This window comes from Stenotrophomonas sp. SMYL41 (genome assembly GCF_036319965.1).
In the GTDB taxonomy this organism is placed as follows: Bacteria; Pseudomonadota; Gammaproteobacteria; order Xanthomonadales; family Xanthomonadaceae; genus Stenotrophomonas; species Stenotrophomonas maltophilia_R.
Map to the genome: position 1 here is coordinate 60,867 of NZ_JAWIRX010000011.1, position 22,636 is coordinate 83,502.

The following is a 22,636-nucleotide window of genomic DNA, read 5'->3' on the forward strand; positions in this document are numbered from 1 at the left end:
TGCAGACACAAGGCCATCCAGATGAATGAAGTGGTTTGGGGCATCCATGCAGGCCGCACCGGCGATGCCGATGCCTTGTTCCTCAAACAAGGCTGCATTGCCATTGGCTGGGATGCCATGGGCGACTTGTCGCGGCTGGCAGCCGACCGCGACGCCTTCCGGCAGTGCTATGTGCAGGCCTACCCGGAGGCGAAGAAGGGCGGCATTGCCACCGTTTCGGGTATTCCCTACCGGTTCCTGCACGAGATGAAGTCCGGCGACTTGGTGGTGTACCCCTCCAAGCAGGACAAGCAAGTGCACATTGGCCGCGTCACTGGCCCGTACCAGTACGTGGCCGATGCCATCCAAGGCTATCCGCACCGCCGCAGCGTGCAATGGCTGAGCCACGTGCCACGCCTGCAGTTCATTCAGGGCGCGCTGTACGAGATCGGCTCGGCGCTCAGCCTGTTCCAGGTCAAGAGCTATGCGGACGAGTTCCGCGTGGCGGTGGGCGGCAAGTCTGCACCTGCGCTGCCGGTGGACCAGGACCATTCGGTGGGCCTGGTCACCGATGACATGGAAGACACCACCCGCGACTTCGTGCTCAAGCGCTTGGCGCAGGAATTGAAGGGCCTCCCGCTGGAGGATTTTGTGGTGCATCTGCTGCAATGCATGGGCTACCACGCGCGCAAGACCCGGGTGAACGAACCCAGCGTGGACGTGATTGCCCACAAGGACCACCTGGGCATCGAACCGCCCATCATCAAGGTGCAGGTCAAGAGCAGCCCCAACACCGTGACCGACAAGGATGTGTCGGCGTTGTACGGCAAGCTGTCCCACGGCGAATACGGGCTGTTCGTGACCCTGGGCAGCTACAGCCCGGCCTGTCGCAATTTCGAACAGGGCAAGGCCAACCTGCGCCTGATCGACGGCGATGAACTGGTGGACTTGGTCTTCGCCCACTACGAGCAGTTCGATTCGCGACACAAGGGCTTGCTGCCGTTGCGCCGCATCTATGTGCCGCAGGTACTGGACGCGGACTAACGGGGCATGGGGGCGAATCACCCATTCCCGCAAGAGGCTGTGAATTCCCATCTGGTATCAGGCCAAGCTGATAGGAATCCGCATTGATGCTTCGCTCCATCTATCTGGTACGTCACGGAGGAAGTGTCTCCAACGCCGGAGGCATCACCATGCCCCATGCCTTGATTCCACTGACAGAGGCGGGGCGCAAGCAGGCAGACGCGCTATCTCCGCAACTGCCTGTCCAGCCTCCCAGGATTCTTGCCTCGCCCTTTGTTGGGGCACTGGACACCGCCGAGCCTTACGCCAAGCGACTGCAGGTCAAGATCGAGGAGGAGCCGTTGCTGCAGGAATTCGACATGGTCGACCCGGTGTTGATCGCTGGCATGGACCAAGCGCAACGGCGTCCGATCGCCGATGCGTTCTGGAAAGAGGGTGATCCCATTCCAGGCTGGCCTGCCACTGCCCAACGGCGCGGTCTACCCTCTTGAGGAATCGGCGCCCGCCCAGTGGTTAATCCGCAATAGATTCGTGTGAATCACGCGCTGCCGGCATGCGGCCGGAGCATGCCCGGCTGCTTTGGCCTGCGCTGCGGAAGCGATTCCACCGTTGCTTCTGGCAGCGCGCCCAACTGCGCCAGCTGGTCCCTTGGGCCGCTGTACGATTCATAGAACTGTGCCCACTCCCTGAAGCCGCCAAGTTCGCCAACTGCGCGGATCATCGCGACTTGGGATGCCGTTAGCAGAGCCACCTGCGATTCGAGCTCGGCGAAGAGCACATCGCGATCTGCCAAAGCGCTGGCCGCTGCATCACCAGAGAGTTTTCCCGGTCTGCCTCGCCAACGAACGGAATTCGGCTTGCCGCTCCTGATACTGCGCAAGCGTACGGCTGCATTCTCTGCTGCGGGTGATCGATCGTGCTGCTTAGATTTGCGGATCCAAGCGTACAACCGCCCGCGCGGTGATGTACTCGTCGCGCGATAGTAGGTCCTCCAGCAGTCGGCGCATTTCCGGATCGAAACCGGATGTGGTTTGTTGCATACTGTCGTTATCCCTCAATAACTCCGGTACGGCGAGGACGAGAGAGGTTGGGGCCATCTGGAAATGGATTTTCGCCTTGCTTGGTCACCAGGAGCGTGCGCACGCCATCAAGTCTGACCTTGGCAAATTGAATCTACTTCGTGCGGCCGATAGTCTTTGATGGTCTGGCTTCTGCGATCTCGACAGCCGCAGCCAGCTTGAGTTCGAGCGTTTTCAGGTAACGGCGGTTCTCTGGCAAGTTGGTTGCCGAAAGGTGGCGGCAGCCGGCACAGCATTTAAGATGCTTGGGACACGGGTCGAAAGTGAAGCTGTTCAAGCGATGCTCGTGGGGAGTCGCGTGAAAGCCGTCGGCTTTGATCTTCAGGAGTTCGAATGCGGCTGTGTCACCCTCGGTGCTTTGGATCTCCTTAACTCATCCACGATTGGCCTGCTGGCTTTGCCTGGTTGGATAATCTTCGCGACAGTGCTGGCCTTCTCGCCTAGCGCCATTTCCACGTCTGCAGGTGGTTCGAGTTGATCTAGCTCTTCCGCCAGGCTGCGATGATCGTACTCGTAGCTTTGGGCCACGCTCCGGCGATTGAAGCGTTTGGAGATGATGGTGCCAGCCACACCGAGACGGAAGAGCTCGGTTTTCTGTAGGTGACGCAGGGTGTGGGAGGCGAGCACCAAGTCCTTGTCGTCAGATTGTCCATACCGCTTGAACAGCACGTCACGCGACTTCTTCTCGCCAAGGGAAAGATCGGTTTGTAGACCCGGCCACCCCTTGTCGGTGACACGTCATGGTGTTTACGCAGCCGCTTCGAATGCCAATAGAAATTCGCGGAGGAATCTCTGAATCCGAGAGCGAAGAGCTATTGTTGCATGCCGCGTGCATGCCGCGACGTCAGTAGACGCATTCGCGCAGCTGCTCTGTTGATTGCGATTCCAAATGACGCAATCGCCAGTGCCACAAGTGAATAGCGCGACAGCCTTCTTTGCAACAGTTCTTAGTCCGTCTCGACGGGCAGCGGCGCCGGATCAGCCGCACAGCCCGAAAATCGGTTCAAACCCGACACCGTTAACAAGCACCCGGCCTCAACCGACGCCATCCTCACCCGCATTCCCCACCAGCAGCTCAATCATCGCCCTTGCCGCCGCCGACTGACGCCGATGCGGCGCATAGATCACCGAGAACGGCCGCGATCTTCCCCGCAGCTGCGGCAACACTTCCACCAACTGCCCACGCTGCAACCGCTCGCGCACGATGAACGCATAGCTCTGGCAGATGCCGATGCCCTGTTCGGCCAGCGACACCACGCCCAGCACATCGTCGGAGGTCTCGATGGACGAACGCGGCAGCCAGTCCACGTCGCGCCCGTCGTCGCGGAAGATCCACGGCGCCAGCCGCCCGGTACGCGGCATCACGAAGGGCAGGCACAGGTGCTGCTGCAGGTCGTCCAGCGTCTGCGGCGTACCGCGGCGCTTCAGGTACTCCGGCGAAGCCACCAGCAGCAGCGGCGCGTCTTCCAGCTTTCGCGCCACCAGCCCGCTGTCCGGCAGCTGGCCCAGGCGGATGGCCAGGTCGAAGCCTTCGGCCACCAGGTCCACGTTGCGGTTGGTGATGTTCAGTTCCACCTGCACCTGCGGGTACTGCTGCGCAAAGCGCGCCAGCACGGGCGGCAGCCGGTAGTGGCCATAGGTGGTGGGCACGCTCAGGCGCACGCGGCCGGCCAGCGCACCGTCCTGGGCCAGTACGTCGCGCTCGGCGTCGTCCAGCAGGCCGAAGGCGGTGCGCACCTGTTCCAGATAGAGCCGCCCGGCGTCGGTCAGGCCCAGGCGGCGGGTGGTCCGCTGCAGCAGCTGCCGGCCCAGCCGCGCTTCCAGGCGGGTGACCGCGCGGCTCAGCACCGAGGGCGTGGTGGACAGCGCCACCGCGCCAGCCGTGAACGAGCCGTGCTCGACCACTGCCAAGAACACCTCCACATCGCCCAGGTAGTCGAACTTGCGGCTCATTTGGCTCTCCAGGGAACAGATGTTTTGCGATGGGGCCAATTTATCGCCGCTGGGGCGGTGAATAAAGTGGCCGCCATACCCCGATAGGAGCTCCGCATGAACCTGATGACCCGGCTGGCCGCAGCGCTGGCCCTGACCCTGGCCGCCAGCGGCGCGCATGCCGCCAACGTGCTGGTGGTGCTGTCCGACGAAAACCATCTGGACCTGAAGGACGGCAAGGTGCTGTCCACCGGCTTCTATCTCAACGAGCTGATGCAGCCGGTCAAGCTGCTGCTGGACGCGGGCCATGAGGTGACCTTCGCCACGCCGCAGGGGCGGGCGCCGACGGTGGATGCGTCCTCGGTGACGCCGGCGTACTTCGGCAACGACGCCGCGCAGTTGACGCTGCACAAGGACCTGCTGGAAAAGCTGGCGCTGACCTCGCCGACGGCCTCGCCGGTGGTCAGCCTGGCGCGCATCGAGCAGCAGGGTTACGCGCGTTTCGATGCGGTCTACATTCCCGGTGGCCACGCGCCGATGCAGGACCTGCTGAAGAGCCCGGCGCTGGGCCGGCTGCTGGCCGACTTCCACCAGCGCAACAAGACCACCGCGCTGGTCTGCCACGGGCCGATCGCGCTGCTGTCCACGCTGCCGGATGCGGGTGGATTCGTGGCGAAGCTGGACGTGGGTGCGACGCCGGCCACGCCGAAGTGGATCTACAGCGGCTACCAGATGACGGTGATCAGCAACCAGGAAGAAGAGCAGGCCAAGCCGCTGTTGGGTGGTGGAGAGATGAAGTTTTACCCGCAGACCGCGTTGGTGCGGGCGGGTGCGCGGTTCAGCAGCAATGCCACACCGTGGACGGGGCATGTGGTGGTGGACCGCGAGCTGATTACCGGGCAGAACCCGGCTTCGGCGCTGGAGGTGGGGCAGCGGTTGGTGGAGCGGTTGAAGTAGGGCGATTCTGCATCGCATGCGCTGCCATGGCACCATGATGGGCTGGCCTCGTCCTTCAGGGCGGGGCCGTTTTCCCAAGGAAGCTCTCGAACACGACATGCGAACGTCTCTTTTCATTCTCTCCGCCCTGTGCCTTGGCCTGCTGTCTGGCTGCGCCAGTGGCCCGGAGGAGCACGCCTCAAGCCGCGAGATCACCGGTGCATTCGTGGCCGACGATGGCCAGCTGTACCTGCTGCCGCGCTTTGAAGAGCCGATGCGTTTCAATGCCGCGCCGTTCCGCGAGTACCGCGCGCTGATGGACAGCCCGCTGCGCGAGGCGGTGGCCTGCGCGCAGATGTACTTCCATGAGGATTGGCGCGACCCGGCCAACAAGGCCAAGGTGCACGGCAGCTATGCGCTGCTGCTGCGGCCGGAGCAGGTGACGCCGGAACAGGCCGCGCAGTTCAAGCTGGAGCGGATCGAGGTCACCCCGCGCGAGGCCAAGGCCGTGGAAGAGCGGGCACGCTACTACCTGCCGCTGGACCGGACCCGTTACGCGCTGGCGTTTGATCGTGCGTGCAATCTTTCAAAGAAGGGTGGCAGTTACTACAGCGCACTGTTCGAGGGCGACGGCGAGCGGGTGAAGTTGCCGGATGCTGCCGCGTTGGCGGAGAAGGGGAAGCTGGCGCAGCCGATCAGTGCGCGGGCGCAGCGGATCCTGCCGGAGAGGGAGGACAAGCCGGGTGTTGGGACGGCGGCTGGGAAGGTGCTGGGCGCGGCGTTGGTGCCGGTGGCGGTTCCGGTGTTTGTGTTGAGCCTGCCGTTCCTGGGGCCGGATCATTGGAAGTGATGGGGCGTTGAGGGAGAGCATCCACGCGTGGGGTGGATCTACCCGGGCGTCACCAATGCCTGAACATTCATCCTGGAGATCTGTGTGCCCAGCACGCTGGAAACTGTTTTGAAGACTGTAGGCTTCATTGTCGTTGCGGCGTTTCCGTTGGTGATCCTCTGGTTCATTCTGCGGCGAATGTCAGCGACGGCGCGTTCTGCATTGGGATCAGGGCTGCGTTTGAATCCCCCTCGCCGGATTTCCGGTACATCCATGACCTTGGTGATGGTGGACGGCAAAGAGGACCGGGAGCACTACTTCTTTGATGCGGAGTCCTTCTACCTGCGGCGTGGCCCGGTGCCTACGGCCGTTCCGCTCTCGCAGATCACCTCAGTCACGCGAACGTCCGATGTCATCTACGGTCGCTATGTCTGGCAGGTGTGCTTCAGCAAAGCATCGGGCAGAAAGTGCGTGACGTTCACCAACAACCTGACGCTGTTCAACCGCGATTTCCTGCTCTTTCTGGAGGCGGTGCGGAAGGCCAACCCACTGGCGACGGTTGATCGAGCAGGCATCCGCTTCTAGCTGAGGGCCAACAGGGGGGCACTTAAAGGGACGAGCCGGTGAAGCTACACTGGCCGCCTATGCCTGTTGGAAGCACGCCCATGTTCAGTGGAAAGGTCGCAGTGATCACCGGCTCCACCAGCGGTATCGGTCTTGGCATTGCTACGGCATTGGCGCGGCAGGGTGCCGACATCGTGCTGAATGGCTTTGGCGATGCAGTGGAGATCGAACGCATCCGTACCAACCTGGAAGCCGAGTTCGGTGTACGGGTGGTGCACGATGGCGCGGACCTGTCCCGTGGCGAAGCGGTGCGCGAAATGATCGCCCGCGCCGTCGCGAAGATGGGCCGCATCGACATCCTGGTGAACAACGCCGGCATCCAGCACACCGCGTCGATCGAGGAGTTCCCGGTCGAGAAGTGGGATGCGATCCTGGCGTTGAATCTGTCAGCGGTGTTCCATGCAACAGCGGCAGCCTTGCCCTGCATGAAGCAGCAGGGCGCCGGTCGCATCATCAACATCGCCTCGGTGCACGGCTTGGTCGGCTCGGTGAACAAGTCGGCCTATGTGGCGGCCAAGCACGGCGTGGTGGGGTTCACCAAGGTGACCGCGCTGGAGAACGCGGGCACCGGCATCACCGCCAATGCCATCTGCCCGGGTTGGGTGCGTACGGCGCTGGTCGAGCAGCAGATCACCGCGTCGGCAGAGAAGGACGGCACGGATCAGGAAGCTGCGGCCCGCGCGTTGTTGGCTGAAAAGCAGCCCTCGTTGCAGTTCGTGACGCCCGATCAGCTGGGCGAAATGGTGGTGTTCCTGGCCTCGGACGCTGCCGCGCAGATCACCGGCACGGCGCTGCCGGTGGACGGTGGCTGGACGGCGCGCTAGCCAGCGGACTGTGCCCGCCGCTGCAGCATCGGCAGCGCGACAAGCGTGGCGAGAAGAACAGCACCGGATGGAAGCGCCGCGCGGACAATTGCACGGCCAGCAGGTCGGCGAAGATCGCCAGCAGGATGGCCGAGCTGGCACGTAGCCCAGGTTGAGCGTCATCGACAGCAGGTCGCCGGCGGTCTCGCCGAGCGTGGTGGCGGCGATCTTCATCACCCAGAAGGACAGGGTGACCGCCGCCACTTTGCTGTGCAGGGAATCTGCGTCTGAAGCACTCATCGAACGTCGCCTGGGGAGCCTGCGGGTGATGCTGTGGAGGTCGGCGTCGGAGTGCAGTCGGAGTGGGGTTTGGCAGCGGTGAGCGTGGGGCGGGCGTTCAGCAGGGGAACGCGCTACGCTGCGGCCAGCACCTGGGACGGGGAGACAGGGAATGACCGGTTCGATTCCATCGTTTGCGTTGGCAGTGGGGCTGCTGGTGTTGTCCGGGCCGGTAGCCAGTGACGACGCGCAGCCTCGGGATGCCACGTATTCCAGTGTCTGCAGGCATGCCGACTCGGGCGATCTGCTGGGCTTGGAGGTGTCGTTTATCAGCGAGGCCGATGGCGGCTACGCATTGGTCCAGCGTTACGAGGGCGCGGCCATCGCGCCGGTGCTGATGCAGGTGAAGCAACGCGAGCGTGATCTTGTGCTGGTGAGCGGCGCAACGGATTCCATTGCGCTGCGCCAGGACGGGAAGACCCTGCGGCTGACCTACCTTGATGGCCAGCTGAGCGCTGCGGGCAGCTCGTCGGAAAACCTGATCCCATCGTTGGCGGTGTGGCAGGGAAAGAGCGTCGCCGCTTGCCATTAGCGCGGCGACGCTCCTTCAGCCCGGGCCGGGATGTTCAACTCGGCTTGGCAAACACATCCAATCCCTTGCCGGTCTCCAACAACGACTTCAGGCTGGACAGCACGATCGGCCAGCCCTGGCGGATGCCGGTGTCCATGCCGCTGCCCGGTTGCAGCTGGTCGTGGGTGACGGTCAGCCGCACCATGTCCTGGTACGGCACGATCTCGAAGGTGACGCGGCTATAGGCATCCGGATTCTCTGCCTGCGAGGCAGCGGCCCAGGTGATGACCAGCCGCGAGGGCGGGGTGCTTTCCACCACCTCGCCGACCAGCTCGACCTTGCGTTCGTCGCTGGCGCGCACATGCTGCCAGCGTGAGCCTGGCTTCCAGTCGGAGACGTTTTCGTGGCCCCAGTAGGTACGGGCAATCTCGGGGCGGGTGATGGCCTCGAACACCTTCTGCGGGGTGGACGCGATGTAGATCACGTGGATGAAGCGGGTGGACTCTGCGGACATCGTCATTCTCCTTCCAGTTCTCGTTTCAGGTCATGCAGCAGGCTCAGGCGCTGCTGTTCGAACTTGCGTACCCAGCGTTCGTAGATGTCGTGCAATGGCACGGGGTTGATGAAGTGCAGCTTCTCGCGGCCACGTCGCACGGTGCTGATCAGGTTGGCGTCTTCCAGCAGCCCCAGGTGCTGGGTGGCCGACTGCCGGGTCATCTGCAGGTGCTCGCACAGCTGGCCTAGGGTCTGGCCGTTGTTGGCACAGAGCAGATCCAGCAGGGTCCTGCGGGTGGGATCGGCCAGGGCTTTGAAGACCTTGTCTGGATCCATGCGGTGCGTCAGTTCCACTCGTCGATCTTGATGTCGCGCGGGCTGGGTTGGCCGCGGCCGGTTTCCAGCAGGGATTTCAGGCTCATCAGGAACATGGCCCACTTGGTGTTGCAGTGGCGGATGAACTCGGCGCGCTCGCCCCAGCCATCGTGGGTGAACAGCACGATGCTGTATTCGCCTTCCTGGTGCAGGGCGAAGCGGATGTGGGTGCCGGTCCATTCCGGCGGCCCGGCCAGCACTTCCCACAGCACCAGGCTGCTGGGCTGCAGTTCGCGCAGCTTCATCTGCATGGCGCCGCGGTCTTCGCCGTTGGCGGTGAAGCGCAGTTGCAGGATGCCGCCTGGGTGGCGGTCGCCTTCGGTTTCCTCGGTCCACCAGCCGGCGACGCCTTCGGGCGTGGCCAAGGCCTGGTAGACCTGGGCGACGGGTGCCTTGATGCCGATTCTGTGAGCGATCTCGAGCATGTCTGGTTCCTCCGGTGGGAGGGCGGCCTGCGGTGTGGGCCGTCCATGGACCGAGAATAGGCAGGTAAATGCCTGCATGTCAATGACCGTCATCCCCTTCCGTGGCGACGGTCGCGCTCTGCCCGGTTTTGTTCAGGCCGGGCTGTCACTGGGCGAGCGCCTTCAAGGGTGGTTGACAGCCAGTCAACCTACTAGTAGGTTGAATGCATGAAAGATGCACTCTCGCCCAAGGCACAGGAGATCCTGGCGCACGCCCGTTCGCTGCTGGAAGCCGGTGGTTACAACGGTTTCAGCTATGCGGACGTGTCCGCGCGGGTGAACATCAGCAAGGCCAGCATCCATCACCATTTCCCCAGCAAGGCCGACCTGGTGCGCACGGTGGTGGTGCTCTACCGCGCCGAGGCCCGCGAGGGGCTGGCGCTGCTGGACCGGCAACTGGACGATCCGCTGCAGGAGCTCAACGCCTATGTGGATTACTGGTCCACCTGCATTGCCGGCGGTACGTCCTCGTTCTGCATCTGCGCGATGCTGGCGGCCGAGGCACCGATGATTCCGCCCGAGATTGCCGAGGAGGTGCGTGGGCATTTCGAGGATCTGAGCGGGTGGCTGGCGGTGACCCTGGAGAAGGGCGTGGCCCAAGGACAGCTGCGGCTGCAGGGGCCGGCAGCCGATGAGGCCAAGGCGTTCATGTCGGCAGTGCACGGCGCAATGCTGGCCGCGCGCGGGTTGGGCGATGCGGCGATGTTCGCGACGCTGGCGCGACTGGCCATTGCACGGGTGAGTGCGAAGGCCTGACGGTTGTGCGGTGGCCTGCGGCAGCGCGGGCCTTCTTTTTACTCCATCAGCCTACCTACTAGTAGGTTTATACTCATCAAGAGAGATTTCCATGGCACACCCTCTGTCTGCGCTTGGTGCGATCCACACCGCCATCAGTCTGGTTCCGATCCTGGCCGGGCTGTACGGCTTCCTCCGCCACCGCGCGATCGATCCGGCCACCCGCGCCGGCAAGCTCTATTTGCTGGGCCTGGTGCTGTCGGTGGTGACCTCGTTCACCGTGTCAAGCACCGGCGGGCTCAATCCCGGCCACGCATTCGGCGTGATCGTGCTGCTGGTGGCGTTCGGCGGGGTGCTGGCGGCACGGCTGCGCGTCCTCGGCCGCACTGCAACGTACCTGTCCACTTTCGCGCTGTCATTGAGTTTTCTGCTGTCGCTGGTGCCGGGCGTGAATGAAACGCTGACGCGCCTGCCGTTGTCGCATCCGATCGCCGCGGCGCCGCTGGCACCGGTGATCCTGCACACGCTGCTGGGCTGCGCGGTGGCATTCGTGATCGGATTCTTGGCGCAGTGCTGGCGGATCCATGCGCGCGGCGGACGCCGGTAAAGCGTTGCGCCGGCCGTGCGCGGCGATCAGCAGCCCACCAACCGCTCTGCTGCGATGCCGCTGCGATGCTGGTTGCGGTATTCGATGGGGCTGGCTGCGACCATGCTGCGGAAATGGCGGCGGAAGGATTCCTGCGAGCCGAACCCGGCCTGCTCGGCCACCCACTGCAGCGGGCGGTCGGTGGTCTCCAGCAGCTCGCGCGCGTAGGCCACGCGTTCGCGGATCAGCCAGTCGATGGGCGACAGGCCGGTGGCTTCGAGGAACTGCCGCTGCAGGGTGCGCTGGCTCAGCGCGGCCTGCTCGGCCAGGCTGGCGAGCGAGTGGCTTTGGCGCAGGTTGCGGCGCATCCATTCCATCAGTCGCGCCAGCCGCGTGGGTTCGCCCAGCGGGATTGCGCGGCTGACGCGCTGGCTGCGTTCGGCATCGCGCCAGGGTGCAAGCACCAGGCGCTCGGCGACCAGGTTGGCCACGCGTGCGCCGTAATCGTTGCGCACCATGTGCAGCATCATGTCCATGCCGGTGGCCGAGCCGGCCGAGGTGATGATGCTGCCGGTATCTACGTACAGCACATCCTCGCGCACGTCGATGCGGGGGAAATCGCGTGCGAGCGCTTCGGTGAGGCGCCAATGGGTGGTGGCCGGGCGGCCATCGAGCAGCCCGGCCCAGGCCAGCACGAAGGCACCGGAGCAGATCGAGGCGATGCGCGCGCCACGTGCGTGGGCGCGGATCAGTGCATCGAGCAACGCCTGCGGCGGACGTTCGCTGGGCTCGCGCCAGCCGGGGATGACGATGATGTCGGCATCATCGACGCTGCTGAGATCGTAGGGCAGCTGCACCTGGGTGCTGCCGAGCATGCGCAGCGCGCCGGGCTCGCCTGCGCACAGTTGGGTGCGGTACCACGCCACCCCCAGCTCTGGCCGTATCGGTGCGAACAGGCCAACGGCGCAGCCGAACTCGAACAGCCCCTGGCCGTGGCAGGCAACGATGGCGACGAGCGGCGCGGTGGGATCGGCGGGTGGGCTGGGCATGGCCTGATGCTACGGGCGGTGGTGCGCGCCGCAGAGTGGCGCGCGGGCATGAGGTGATGCCGGGTCGGTATATGGAGGCTGGGGTCAGAGCCCTTTCCTTTGGAAAGGGATCCGACCCCGTGGGAGTGGGCCGCCTAACGTCATTACCAGTGGTCATGTGGGTGGCCGGATATGACGGTTGGGTGACGCGATCCCGCCTGTCGCGGTGGGTGAACAGGCCCTTGAATGGAAGCGTGTTTCCGGCCCACCCCCACGAGCCCCCATGCCTGCCGCCTACGCCCCAGCCCTGAGTACTCTCGCTGTCCTGATCGCTGCCGCCCTCGCTGCTACGCCCAGCCTTGCCGCGGAAGCCGATGCGGATCCTGCCACCACCGCGGCGACGGCGAACGTTGCAGCATCCACTTTGGATGCGGTGGTGGTGACCGGTTCACGCACCAGCACGCGCACGGTGAAGAACAGTTCCACACCGATCGATGTGATCTCCGCCGAGGACCTCGCTGCTACCGGGCAGGGCAACCTGCTGGAAGCGCTGCAGCGCAGCCTGCCGTCGCTGAGCCAGATCGGTGGCTACCAGAGCGACCAGGAAAGCCTGATCCGCGGCTATCAGCTGCGCAACCTGTCGCCGGGCTACACGCTGGTGCTGGTGAACGGAAAGCGCCGTAATGCCAGCGCCTATGTGAGCGGAGCCAACGGTGGCGGCTTTCCGGGGCACGCCTGGGCGGACCTGGCGCTGATTCCAGTCTCGGCCATCGACCATGTGGAAGTGCTGCGTGATGGCGCTTCGGCCATTTACGGCTCGGACGCGATCACCGGCGTGGTCAACGTGATCCTGAAATCGCAGGCGCATGGTGGCGAATTTGCCGTGGAAAGCGGGCAGAGCATCGATGGCGATGGCTCGCGCACCAGCGTGCGTGCCAACGTGGGCCTGCCGTGGGGCGATGATGGTTTCGTCAACCTGTCCGGCGAGACCACCCGCCAGCATCATGCGATCCGCACCCGCCGCTATATCGATGGCTACCTGAGCTACCCGGCGGTGGATGGCAGCGGCAATCTGGTGGCGTTGCGACCAAACAACCGGCTGCCAGCAGGCGCTACGCCGAACCCGGCCGAGGTGGGCCGCGATGCTGAGGCCAATACCATCCTCAGCTCGCCGTCGTATGCGTTGAAGGCGTTTGCCGTGAACGTGGGCCATGGCCTGGGCGAGAGCGCGCAGTTCTACGCCAACGCTACGGCCAGTGATCGCACCGCGCAGGCGATCCAGAACTTCCGCCTGCCGGCGACCATCTTCACCACCTACAAGGCCCCCGGCGTGTTGAGTGTGTTTCCCGATGGCTTCCTGCCGGTGCTGGAAACCAAGGAGAAGCAGTACACCGGCACCGTGGGCGTGAAAGGGCAGATCGCAGGCTGGGACTACGACGCCAGCCTGACCGGCAACCGCAGTACGGTGCGCACCTATACGCGTAATTCGGTGAACTACTCGCTGCCGTATCCCGGTTCGCCCACTGATTTTTATGACGGCAAGCTGGACTACCAGCAGGGCATCGCCAACCTGGACCTGCGTCGTGGCTTCGAGGTGGCGGCCTTTGCTTCGCCGCTGGAAGTGAGCGCGGGCGCCGAGTATCAGCACGAGCAGTACGAGCGCGGCGCAGGGCAGTGGGAGTCGTATACCGGCTTCGGTGCGGCGGCGTTCGTTGGTTATTCCACTGCGGACGCGGTGAAGGCCACCCGCAACAGCAAGGCGGTGTACGCAGGTGCGGCCACCAACATTACCTCACGCTGGTATCTGGATGCCGCCGCGCGCTGGGAAGAGCATTCCGACTTCGGCAGCGTCTCCACCGGCCGCCTGACCACGCGTTTCGACTTCACCGACGCGCTGGGTGTGCGCGCTACGGTCAGCAACGGCTTCCATGCCCCCAGCCTGGGCGCGCAGTACTACCAGGCCACCGGCAGTTGCCCGTGCGGGACCACGCTGGTGGCGCAGGTGTCATCGCCGGCGGCGATCGCATTGGGTGCCACACCGCTGAAGCCGGAAAAGGCCACCAACTACAGCCTGGGCGTGACCTGGGACCCGAGCCCGGCATTCCATCTGGCAGTGGATGCCTACCAGATCGACATCCGCGGCCAGCTCGGCCAGTCCAGCCAGATCGGCTACAACGCGCAGGATCCCGCGCGCATCACCGACAACAGCGGGACGGTGCTGAGCGCGGCGCAGAAGAACACCATCGATGCACTGCTGGGTTCGGCCGGCATCAGCATCCTGCCGGGTGATGCGTTCTACGCCAGCTACTTCACCAACGTGGGCAATACCCGTACGCGCGGTGTGGAGCTGACCCTGGAAGCGAACCAGGAGACAGCGTGGGGCAAGCTGCGCTGGAGCTACGCGGCCAATGTCGGCCGTACCACGATCCAGAAGGTCAGCGACATTCCGGCGGCGCTGCAGGGGCTGCCGAACATCAATCTGCTGACCAGATCCAGCGAGTACGCGCTGCGCTTCCGCACGCCCAGCTACACCCAGGTGGCGGGGTTGGGCTGGCAGAACGGGCGCTGGCGCTCGAATGTCGACTTCACGTATTACGGCCCGATCAAGCGCCTGAACAACGGCGTGGAGTACACGCAGCCGCCAGTGCTGGTGACCAACCTGTCCGGTGGCGTGGAGCTGGGTGCGGGCTGGAGTGCGGCGCTGGGCATCAACAACGTATTCGACAAGCGCACGCGCAAGGTGCCAGCGTACGCGCGCAGCGCCACCGATGTGGCGAGCATCGAGACCACCTGGGATAGCGGCGATGTGCTGAGCAATGTAGGCGCGTATTGGTTTGGCCGGGTCAGTTACCGGTTTTGAGGTTCAGGCGAAACGCCGCCGGGCATGGCCCGGCGCTACCGAGGAGCGGGTCATGTCTTCTGCATTGAAGGTGGTTGCATTGGTCGGGTCACCGACGAGTTCGGCGACGTCGCGCACGCTGGTGCTGGTGCGACATCTGCTGGAGGCGCTGCAGCAGCGGGTGCATGCCAGCGTGGAGCTGGTTGAGCTGGCGCCGATCGCGCGCGCGCTGGGGCAGTCGCTGTCGCGCGACGAAGCTGAGCCATCAGTGGAGCAGGCGCTGCAGGCCATCGAGGCCGCCGAGCTGCTGGTGGTGGCAGTGCCGGTCTATCGCGGCTCGTATCCCGGGTTGTTCAAGCACCTGGTCGACTTCATCGGGCTGGAGGCGCTGGTGGATGTGCCGGTACTGCTGGCGGCAACCGGTGGCAGCGAGCGCCATGCGCTGGTGATCGACCACCAGCTGCGGCCGTTGTTCAGTTTCCTGCAGGCGCACACGTTGCCGATCGGGGTGTATGCCACGCCTGCCGATTTCGAGGGTGAGCACATCAGCAGTGTGGCCTTGCAGGCGCGGATCGCGCTGGCGACCGAGCGTGCGGCCGGGCATCTGGCGGCACGGGCACTGGCCGTGCCGGTGCCATTGCGGCGAATCGCATAGCAGCTGAGGAAGCAGGAATAACCAGCAGCAGTCTGCTTATGGCGACGCCGCATCTGCGTGGCCGGATCTGACCGCCGATTGTCGCCAGGCGTCGCTGCTGCGGCTGCCGGCGTCTCTAGCATCGATATCGAAGCGGCATCGCATTGCCGGCCCAGATGAGGACGACCCCGTGGCTTTGGACGCAGTAAGCAAACCCATCCTGTTCCTGCTCGACCGTGAGTTCGAGGACGGCCAGATTCCCGGCCAGCGTTTCTTCTGCCGCCACAGCCTGTTGCTGGAGGGCGCGCTGTCGAGCATTGACGGCCTGGACGCGCAGCTGGACGTGCGTCGCATCGGCTTCGCACGGCCGCGCCGCGAGGTGATCGCCGAGATTGGCGAGCAGGACCAGTCGCTGCCGAAGCTGGTGCTGCCGAAGGGCGTGCGCAGCGAACTTGCCAGTGGCGCCCATCAGGACCGCCAGTACATCTCTGGTGCCGAGCCGATCCTGGCCGCGCTGAACGGATTGCTCGGCATTCCCGTGGCCCACCCCTGAGCGAGGACGCGACCATGAGTTATCAGATCAGCGTGCTGGACAAGAGCCCGGTGGCCGAAGGTGCCTCGCCGGAGCAGGCGCTGCGCAACAGCCTGCAGCTGGCGCAGCGCGCCGAGCAGCTGGGCTACCACCGCTACTGGTTTGCCGAGCACCATGCCGCACCGACGCTGGCCAGCCCTGCACCGGAAGTGCTGGCAGCCTGGGTGCTGGCGCAGACCCGCCGCATCCGCATCGGCAGCGGCGGGGTGATGCTGCGCCACTATGCGCCCTACAAAGTGGCGGAGAACTTCAACCTGCTGTCGGCGCTGGCGCCGGGACGGGTGGATCTGGGTGTGGGCAAGGCGCCCGGCGGCCTGCCGGCATCGACCGCTGCGCTGGCGGCCGGGAGGCCGGCGTTCGCCGACTTCGACCAGCAACTGCGCGATCTGGAGGGCTATCTTTCCGGTGCCGATACCGAGGCGCTTGCCCGGCCGGTTCCGCAGCAGGCGCCGGAGCGCTTCCTGCTCGGCGCCAGCCCGCAGAGCGCGCAGCAGGCGGCCGAGCTGGGCTGGCGCTTCGTCTACGCAGCGCACTTCGATGGTGACCCGAAGCACATCGAGGCGGCATTCAATGCCTACCGCAGCGTCTCCACCCAGCCACCGCTGCTGGCCACGGTGGCCTTCGCCGCGCCGACTGCCGAAGCCGCGGCGCGTCATATCGGTGCGCTGCGCGTCTACAAGCTGCACCTTGGTTCCGGCCAGGCCGTAAACCTGCCCAGCCTCGAGGCGGCTGCAGAGTACGCGCGCCAGGTGGGCGTGGCGGACTTCCGCATCGAGGAAACCCGCCCGAGCGTGTTGTCCGGTGATGCGCAGCACGTCCGTGACGAACTGGATGCGCTGCACCGGCGCTTCGGCGTGGGCGAGTTCATCCTCGACGCGCCAGTGGCCGACCTCGACGCGCGCCTGACATCCCTTGAACTGCTGTCGCCCGCGCCGCGCGCGGCGGTGGCCTGACCTGCAGGAGCGTTTCCCATGAGCACGACCCCGCGCCACATTCCGTTCGGCATCATGCTGCAGGGCCCTGGCAGCCACATGCATGCCTGGAAGCATCCGTCCAACCCGGCCGATGCCAGCGTCAACCTGCAGTTCTACGTCGACATCGCTCGCACCGCCGAGGACAACGGCATCGCCTTCGGCTTCGTGGCCGACGGCCTGTACATCAACGAGAAGTCGATCCCGCACTTCCTCAACCGCTTCGAGCCGATCTCGCTGCTGTCGGCGCTGGCCACCGCAACGAAGAAGATCGGACTGGCGGGCACGCTGTCGACCTCGTACAGCGACCCGTTCACCGTGGCCCGCCAGTTCGCCTCGCTGGACCTGCTCAGCGGAGGGCGTGCGGGGTGGAACGTGGTGACTTCGCCGCTGGAGGGTTCGGGGCGCAACTACGGTCGCCCGCACCCCGAGCACGCGCTGCGCTACCAGATCGCCGACGAGTATCTGGAGGTGGTCCAGGGGCTGTGGGATTCCTGGGATGACGATGCCTTCGTGCGTGAGCGCGACAGTGGCACGTTCTTCGCATCGGATAAGTTCCGTCGGCTCGACCACAAGGGCCGCTTCTTCCAGGTGGAGGGGCCGCTCAACATCCAGCGTTCGCCGCAGGGCCAGCCGGTGATCTTCCAGGCCGGTTCGTCCGACGATGGCATCGCGCTGGCTGGCAAGTATGCGGATGCGGTGTTTACGCATTCGCCATCGCTGGAAGAAACCCGCGCGTTCACCCAGAAGGTGAAGAACTCGGCGATCGCGCACGGGCGTAGCGGCAATGACGTGAAGATCTTCCCGGGCATTGGCCCCATCGTCGGCCGCACTGCCGAGGAGGCCGAGGCCAAGTACCAGGCGATTGCTGCGCTGGCCACGCTGGAAGATGCGCTGGCCTATCTCGGCCGCTTCTTCGATCACCACGATTTCAGCCAGTACGACCCGGATGCGCCGTTCCCGGAGCTGGGTGACATCGGCAGCAACGCGTTCCGTTCCACCACCGACCGCATCAAGCAGGATGCACGTGAGAAGGGCCTGAGCCTGCGACAGGTGGCGCTGGAAGCGGTGAGCCCGCGGCCGAACTTCATCGGTACGCCGGAGCACGTGACCGATGAGCTGATCCGCTGGTTCGACGCCGGTGCCAGCGACGGCTTCATCCTTGGTTTCGCCGCTCAGCGCGAAGGCCTGGACGATTTCGTGACCCTGGTGCTGCCGATCCTGCAGGCGCGCGGTTACCACCAGCGCGAGCTGGAAGGACACACCCTGCGCGAGCATCTGGGCCTGCCGTACAAGGCCAGCCGCCATTCGACCGACGCCGAGCCGGCGCGGAAGGTGGGGTAAGGCGATGAGCGGAGAATCCGCAATAGCGCCGGGCCATGCCCGGCGGAATTCCCAAGCGACGGGCATAGTGCCCGAAATCGGGGCGCGCGCCGAGGCGGCCATCGCGATCCGTCATGACCTGCACCGGCACCCGGAGCTGGCCTTCGAGGAGCACCGCACCAGCGCACGTGTGGCCGAGCTGCTGCAGCTGTGGGGCTATGAGGTGACCACCGGCCTCGGTGGCACCGGCGTGGTCGGCACGCTGCAACGCGGGCAGGGTAGCCGTCGCCTCGGCCTGCGCGCCGACATCGATGCACTGCCGATCCACGAGGAGTCCGGGCTGGCCTATGCCAGCCAGACCGAGGGGTTGATGCACGCCTGCGGCCACGATGGGCACACCGCCATCCTGCTGTCTGCGGCGCACTACCTCGCCCATCACGGTCGCATCGACGGTACCCTGCAGCTGGTGTTCCAGCCGGCCGAGGAAACCGGATCGGGCGCTTCGAAGATGATCGCCGATGGCCTGTTCGAACGCTTCCCGGTGGATGCGATCTATGGCCTGCACAACTGGCCGGGCGTGCCTGTCGGCCACTTCGGCTTCGTCGATGGCCCGGCGATGGCGTCGGTGGACTGGGCGCGGCTGAAGGTGATCGGCAAGGGCGGCCACGGCGCCGAGCCGCAGGGCAGCGTCGACCCGATCCTGGTGGCAGCGCACATCGTCACCGCGCTGCAGAGCGTTGTCTCGCGCAATGTGGATCCACGGCAGATGGGCGTGGTCACCGTCGGTTCGATCCACGGCGGGCAGGCCGCCAATGTGATTCCGGACGTAGTGGAGCTGAAGCTGACCGTGCGCGCTTACCTGCCGGAGGTGCGCGACACCCTGCGCCGCCGCGTCACCGAGATTGCCGAGCAGACCGCCGCCGCGTTCGGCGCGCGCGCCGAGATCGAGTTCCCGCGCGGCTTCCCCAGTGTGATCAACCACCCTGAGCAGACTGCCTATATCCGCGAGGTGGCCGTACGGAGCTTTGGCGCGGAACAGGTGGTGCCCGAACTCGCACCGCGCACCGCCAGTGAGGATTTTGCGTTCCTGCTGCAGGCACGGCCGGGCAGCTTCGTGTTTGTCGGCAACGGCGACAGCGCACCGCTGCACAGCCCGCGCTATGTGTTCAACGACGCCGCCATTGCACCCGCCGCCAGCCTGTGGGCGCGGCTGGCTGAAGACTATCTGGTGAAGGACGTGGCATGAGCAGCAACGAACGCTTCCTCTATACCTCGGTGGATGATCCGCTGGCGCGGCCTCTGTTCGATGGTCTGGAACAGGAGTACGACAGCCGCTACGCCGACGTGCGCCGACGCATCGGCGGCAGCGCCCGCGAGGAGCTGCAACGCTACCCGGCGCAGGCCTTTGCTGCGCCGGTAGGGGCGTTCGTGCTGCTGCTGCGCGACGGTGTGGCGATCTCTGGCGGTGCCTTCATGCCGCACCGCGATCCGGACACCGCCGAGTTCAAGCGCATCTGGACGCTGCCGGGGCTGCGCCGCCAGGGCATCGCGCGGCGCGTGCTGCAGGAACTGGAAGACCAAGCGGCGCGGCAAGGGTATCGGCGGGTGTTCCTGACGACCGGCTTCCGCCAGCCTGAAGCGGTCGGCCTGTACCTCAGCCACGGCTACACCGCGCTGTTCGACCTGCAGGCCGATCCGGAATCCATCGCGCATCTGCCGTTCGAGAAGCACCTGAGCGTATCGGCGCCGGTCGTTGTGCCATCACAGGCCGTGCTGCATGGAGCCCACGCATGAGCACGCCTTCGACCGCGCTGGATGGCATTGCCGCACGTCCGGCACCAGCACCAGCGTTGAAGATCGTGCCGGCCCGGCATCCGCTGCAGGTGTTCGGCACGTTGCTGGCGCTGGCGCTGATCCTGATCGGCCTGCAATCCGTGCTGGGCAATCCACGCTGGGGCTGGGGCACGTTCGCCGAGTGGTTCTTCGCGCGCCCGGTGCTGGAAGGCCTGGGCCGTACGTTGTTGCTGACCGCACTCGGTACCGGCCTGGGTTTCGCGCTGGGTACCTTGCTGGCGTTGGCCCGCGTGTCCGGCTCGCCGCTGCTGTCGGCGGTGTCGTGGGGCTATGTGTGGTTGTTCCGTTCGATTCCGTTGCTGGTGTTGTTGCTGCTGCTGAACAACCTGGGCTACCTGTACAGCACCATCGAGCTGGGCGTACCGTTTACCGGCATCCGCCTGTTCTCGTACCCGACCACGCAGCTGATCGGTGTGTTCACTGCCGCAGTGCTGGGCCTTACGTTGAACCAGGCCGCGTTCTCGGCCGAGGTGATCCGCGGCGGCATCCTCTCGGTCGATCACGGCCAGTACGAGGCTGCGGCCGCGCTGGGCCTGCCGCGTGGCCGCCAGGTACGCCGCATCATCCTGCCGCAGGCGATGCGCTCGATCCTGCCGGCCGCGTTCAACGATGTGATCGGCCTGGCCAAGAGCACGTCGGTGGTCTACGTATTGGCGCTGCCGGAGCTGTTCTACACGGTGCAGGTGATCTACCGGCGCAACCTGGAAGTGGTGCCGCTGCTGATGGTGGCCACGGTCTGGTACCTGGTGATCCTGACCGTGCTGTCGCTGTTGCAGCGGCGCGTGGAGCAGCGCTTTGCGCGCGGCCAGCTGCAGCGTGAGCGCTCGGTGTCGCGTGTCTCGTCGCCGACGCGCGCCGCAGGTGAGGCTGCATCGCGCGTGGCCAACCGCCCTCGCGTCGCTGCGCAGGTGGAAGCGGGCGAGGGCGCATCGGTGTCGCTGCATGGCGTAGGCAAGCTGTTCGGCGACCAGCCGGTGCTGGAAGACGTGAACCTGGACCTGCGCGCGGGCAGCGTGACGGTGCTGATCGGCCCTTCGGGCGCCGGCAAGTCCACGCTGCTGCGCCTGATCAACCACCTGGAACGTGCTGACAGCGGCTACGTGACCGTGGGCGACCAGTTGATCGGCTACCGCCGCGATGGCGACACCCTGTACGAGCTGCCGGAGCGCGAGATCCGCCGCCGTCGTGCCGAAGTGGGCATGGTGTTCCAGGGCTTCAACCTGTTCCCGCACCTGACCGCGCTGGAGAACATCATCGAAGCACCGATCGCGGTGCGTGGCGTGACGCGCGCGCAGGCCGAGCAGCAGGCGCGCACGCTGCTGGAACGGGTCGGCCTGGCCGAAAAGGCCGATGCCTTCCCGCGCCAGCTGTCCGGTGGCCAGCAGCAGCGCATCGCGATCGCCCGCGCGCTGGCGCTGCAGCCGAAGGTGCTGCTGTTCGACGAACCCACGTCGGCGCTGGACCCGGAACTGGTGGCCGAGGTGCTGAGCGTGATCGAGGAACTCGCCCGTTCCGGCACCACGCTGGTGATCGTCACCCATGAGCTGAGCTTCGCCCGCCGCGTGGCCGACCACGTGGTGATGATGGACCAGGGGCGGGTGATCGAGCAGGGCACGCCCGAGGCGCTGTTCGAACGTCCGCGCCAGCAACGCACCGCCGATTTCCTGGCCAAGACCCTGTAACTGCGAAAGGAATACCATGAGCCCTGCAGCACCGCGTCGCCCCTCACGCAGCACCCTGTTGATCGTGGGCGTGCTGGTCATCGGCATCGCCGGCATCGTCTATTCGCGCGTGCGCCAGGCACCGGATGCCGGCACCGTGGCCGCAACCAGCCTGGCGAGTGCGAACACCACCATCCTGAAGGGCACGCTCGATCCGAATGCGCAGGCGTTGATCCCGGCTGACTATCGCTTTGTCACGCCCGGTACGTTCACCGTGGCCACCCATCCGGGGCAGCTGCCGCTGGCTGACTACGGCGCCGACAGCAAGGACGTGGTAGGTATCGAGCCGGACATCGCACGGCTGATTGCCGATGGGCTGGGCCTGAAGCTGGTGATCGTGCCGGTGGCGTGGGCCGACTGGCCGCTGGGGCTGGAATCAGGCAAGTACGATGCGGTGCTGTCGAACGTGACCGTCACCGAGGAGCGCAAGAAGAAATTCGATTTCTCCAGCTACCGTTACGATCTGCTCGGCATCTATACACGCACTGATGGGCCGATCCAGAAGATCGAAAAGCCGGCCGACGTGGCCGGGTTGAAGGTGGTGGTCGGTGCCAGCACCAACCAGGACCAGATCCTGCGGCAGTGGGACCAGCAGAACATCGCCGCTGGCTTGAAGCCGGTGGAGTACCAGTACTTCGATGATGCCGTGGTGGGGCGGCTGGCGGTGATCACCGGCCGTGCCGATGTCTCGTTCGAGCCCAACGCCACCGGCGCGTACTCGGCACGCGATGGCAAAGTGCGGCGCGTCGGCCTGTTCCCCGGTGGCTGGCCGAATGCTGCAGCGATCTCGGTGACCACGCGCAAAGGCAGTGGCCTGGCCGATGCGGTGACACAGGCATTGAATACCCAGATTGGCAGCGGCACCTACGCGCAGGCACTGGCACGCTGGAACGTGGCCGAAGAAGCCGTGCCACAGTCGCAGACCAACCCGCCGGGATTGCCGACCTTGTAGAAGCCGCCGGGC

25 protein-coding genes and 1 pseudogene are annotated in these 22,636 nt (G+C 65.4%); 18 read left to right on the top strand and 8 right to left on the bottom strand.

What is annotated here, in order from left to right:
* Positions 1-21: 21 nt before the first annotated feature.
* Positions 22-1,023 (top strand): restriction endonuclease, encoded by a 1,002-nt coding sequence (locus tag V3B30_RS13940; protein WP_262083109.1) that lies wholly within the window; start codon positions 22-24, stop codon positions 1,021-1,023.
* 86 nt (positions 1,024-1,109) lie between these two features.
* Complete coding sequence (locus V3B30_RS13945) at positions 1,110-1,493, top strand: histidine phosphatase family protein (protein ID WP_262083110.1); 384 nt, start codon at positions 1,110-1,112, stop codon at positions 1,491-1,493.
* Between the two features lie 47 nt (positions 1,494-1,540).
* Here the strand turns inward: V3B30_RS13945 and V3B30_RS13950 are convergent, their stop codons facing one another.
* The 3 genes from V3B30_RS13950 to V3B30_RS13960 form a co-directional block, all read right to left on the bottom strand.
* Positions 1,541-1,882, bottom strand: coding sequence for a hypothetical protein (locus V3B30_RS13950; RefSeq protein ID WP_262083111.1), 342 nt, complete (start codon positions 1,880-1,882; stop codon positions 1,541-1,543).
* A 520-nt stretch (positions 1,883-2,402) separates the two neighbouring features.
* Positions 2,403-2,750, bottom strand: coding sequence for a hypothetical protein (locus V3B30_RS13955; RefSeq protein ID WP_262083112.1), 348 nt, complete (start codon positions 2,748-2,750; stop codon positions 2,403-2,405).
* A 366-nt stretch (positions 2,751-3,116) separates the two neighbouring features.
* Entirely contained in the window at positions 3,117-4,034 is a 918-nt protein-coding gene (locus V3B30_RS13960; RefSeq protein ID WP_329809671.1) for a LysR family transcriptional regulator, read from the bottom strand.
* 96 nt (positions 4,035-4,130) lie between these two features.
* Here V3B30_RS13960 and V3B30_RS13965 point away from each other — a divergent pair, with 96 nt between their 5' ends.
* From V3B30_RS13965 to V3B30_RS13980, 4 genes are all read left to right on the top strand, one after another.
* Positions 4,131-4,970, top strand: coding sequence for a type 1 glutamine amidotransferase domain-containing protein (locus V3B30_RS13965; RefSeq protein WP_262083855.1), 840 nt, complete (start codon positions 4,131-4,133; stop codon positions 4,968-4,970).
* A 97-nt stretch (positions 4,971-5,067) separates the two neighbouring features.
* Positions 5,068-5,799 (top strand): hypothetical protein, encoded by a 732-nt coding sequence (locus tag V3B30_RS13970; RefSeq protein WP_262083854.1) that lies wholly within the window; start codon positions 5,068-5,070, stop codon positions 5,797-5,799.
* An 84-nt stretch (positions 5,800-5,883) separates the two neighbouring features.
* On the top strand, positions 5,884-6,363 hold the full coding sequence (locus V3B30_RS13975) for a hypothetical protein (RefSeq protein WP_262083853.1): 480 nt from the start codon (positions 5,884-5,886) through the stop codon (positions 6,361-6,363).
* A gap of 80 nt (positions 6,364-6,443) precedes the next feature.
* A complete protein-coding gene (locus V3B30_RS13980; protein ID WP_262083852.1) occupies positions 6,444-7,226 on the top strand; it encodes a 3-hydroxybutyrate dehydrogenase in 783 nt (260 codons plus the stop codon).
* A gap of 49 nt (positions 7,227-7,275) precedes the next feature.
* On the opposite strand, the pseudogene V3B30_RS13985 reads toward V3B30_RS13980, so the two are convergent.
* Positions 7,276-7,505, bottom strand: a pseudogene (locus V3B30_RS13985) (hypothetical protein); the annotation flags it as partial.
* 151 nt (positions 7,506-7,656) lie between these two features.
* Here V3B30_RS13985 and V3B30_RS13990 point away from each other — a divergent pair.
* Entirely contained in the window at positions 7,657-8,076 is a 420-nt protein-coding gene (locus tag V3B30_RS13990) for a hypothetical protein (protein WP_262083851.1), read from the top strand.
* Positions 8,077-8,110: 34 nt separating this feature from the next.
* Here V3B30_RS13990 and V3B30_RS13995 read toward each other — a convergent pair whose 3' ends face one another.
* From V3B30_RS13995 to V3B30_RS14005, 3 genes are read right to left on the bottom strand one after another with little or no spacing between them, the layout of a single operon-like run.
* Positions 8,111-8,569: an SRPBCC family protein gene (locus V3B30_RS13995; RefSeq protein WP_262083850.1), complete on the bottom strand. Its 459-nt coding sequence runs from the start codon at positions 8,567-8,569 to the stop codon at positions 8,111-8,113.
* A gap of 2 nt (positions 8,570-8,571) precedes the next feature.
* Positions 8,572-8,886 carry a metalloregulator ArsR/SmtB family transcription factor gene (locus V3B30_RS14000; RefSeq protein ID WP_100475187.1) on the bottom strand — a complete coding sequence of 105 codons (315 nt, stop codon included), beginning with the start codon at positions 8,884-8,886 and terminating at the stop codon, positions 8,572-8,574.
* An 8-nt stretch (positions 8,887-8,894) separates the two neighbouring features.
* On the bottom strand, positions 8,895-9,350 hold the full coding sequence (locus tag V3B30_RS14005) for an SRPBCC domain-containing protein (protein WP_262083849.1): 456 nt from the start codon (positions 9,348-9,350) through the stop codon (positions 8,895-8,897).
* 207 nt (positions 9,351-9,557) lie between these two features.
* Here V3B30_RS14005 and V3B30_RS14010 point away from each other — a divergent pair, with 207 nt between their 5' ends.
* Positions 9,558-10,145 carry a TetR/AcrR family transcriptional regulator gene (locus V3B30_RS14010; protein ID WP_262083848.1) on the top strand — a complete coding sequence of 196 codons (588 nt, stop codon included), beginning with the start codon at positions 9,558-9,560 and terminating at the stop codon, positions 10,143-10,145.
* Positions 10,146-10,236: 91 nt separating this feature from the next.
* Positions 10,237-10,731, top strand: coding sequence for a hypothetical protein (locus V3B30_RS14015; protein WP_262083847.1), 495 nt, complete (start codon positions 10,237-10,239; stop codon positions 10,729-10,731).
* 26 nt (positions 10,732-10,757) lie between these two features.
* Here V3B30_RS14015 and V3B30_RS14020 read toward each other — a convergent pair whose 3' ends face one another.
* Positions 10,758-11,759 (bottom strand): helix-turn-helix domain-containing protein, encoded by a 1,002-nt coding sequence (locus tag V3B30_RS14020; RefSeq protein WP_262083846.1) that lies wholly within the window; start codon positions 11,757-11,759, stop codon positions 10,758-10,760.
* A gap of 262 nt (positions 11,760-12,021) precedes the next feature.
* Here V3B30_RS14020 and V3B30_RS14025 point away from each other — a divergent pair, with 262 nt between their 5' ends.
* The 9 genes from V3B30_RS14025 to V3B30_RS14065 all read left to right on the top strand — a co-directional run bounded on the left by V3B30_RS14025 (position 12,022) and on the right by V3B30_RS14065 (position 22,624).
* Positions 12,022-14,598, top strand: coding sequence for a TonB-dependent receptor (locus V3B30_RS14025; RefSeq protein ID WP_262083845.1), 2,577 nt, complete (start codon positions 12,022-12,024; stop codon positions 14,596-14,598).
* A 52-nt stretch (positions 14,599-14,650) separates the two neighbouring features.
* Positions 14,651-15,232, top strand: a complete 582-nt coding sequence (gene msuE, locus V3B30_RS14030; RefSeq protein ID WP_100472070.1) for an FMN reductase — start codon at positions 14,651-14,653, stop codon at positions 15,230-15,232.
* A gap of 169 nt (positions 15,233-15,401) precedes the next feature.
* A complete protein-coding gene (locus V3B30_RS14035; RefSeq protein ID WP_262083844.1) occupies positions 15,402-15,764 on the top strand; it encodes a DUF3088 domain-containing protein in 363 nt (120 codons plus the stop codon).
* 14 nt (positions 15,765-15,778) lie between these two features.
* Positions 15,779-16,756: an MsnO8 family LLM class oxidoreductase gene (locus V3B30_RS14040; RefSeq protein WP_262083843.1), complete on the top strand. Its 978-nt coding sequence runs from the start codon at positions 15,779-15,781 to the stop codon at positions 16,754-16,756.
* A gap of 18 nt (positions 16,757-16,774) precedes the next feature.
* Positions 16,775-18,118: an LLM class flavin-dependent oxidoreductase gene (locus tag V3B30_RS14045; protein ID WP_262083842.1), complete on the top strand. Its 1,344-nt coding sequence runs from the start codon at positions 16,775-16,777 to the stop codon at positions 18,116-18,118.
* Positions 18,119-18,122: 4 nt separating this feature from the next.
* Complete coding sequence (locus V3B30_RS14050; RefSeq protein ID WP_315973634.1) at positions 18,123-19,343, top strand: M20 aminoacylase family protein; 1,221 nt, start codon at positions 18,123-18,125, stop codon at positions 19,341-19,343.
* Complete coding sequence (locus V3B30_RS14055) at positions 19,340-19,891, top strand: GNAT family N-acetyltransferase (RefSeq protein WP_262083840.1); 552 nt, start codon at positions 19,340-19,342, stop codon at positions 19,889-19,891. The genes V3B30_RS14050 and V3B30_RS14055 overlap by 4 nt, the downstream gene beginning before the upstream one ends.
* On the top strand, positions 19,888-21,633 hold the full coding sequence (locus tag V3B30_RS14060) for an amino acid ABC transporter permease/ATP-binding protein (protein ID WP_315973633.1): 1,746 nt from the start codon (positions 19,888-19,890) through the stop codon (positions 21,631-21,633). Before V3B30_RS14055 ends, V3B30_RS14060 begins: the two co-directional genes overlap by 4 nt.
* Positions 21,634-21,649: 16 nt before the next feature.
* Positions 21,650-22,624, top strand: coding sequence for an ABC transporter substrate-binding protein (locus V3B30_RS14065; RefSeq protein WP_262083839.1), 975 nt, complete (start codon positions 21,650-21,652; stop codon positions 22,622-22,624).
* Positions 22,625-22,636 lie beyond the last annotated feature (12 nt).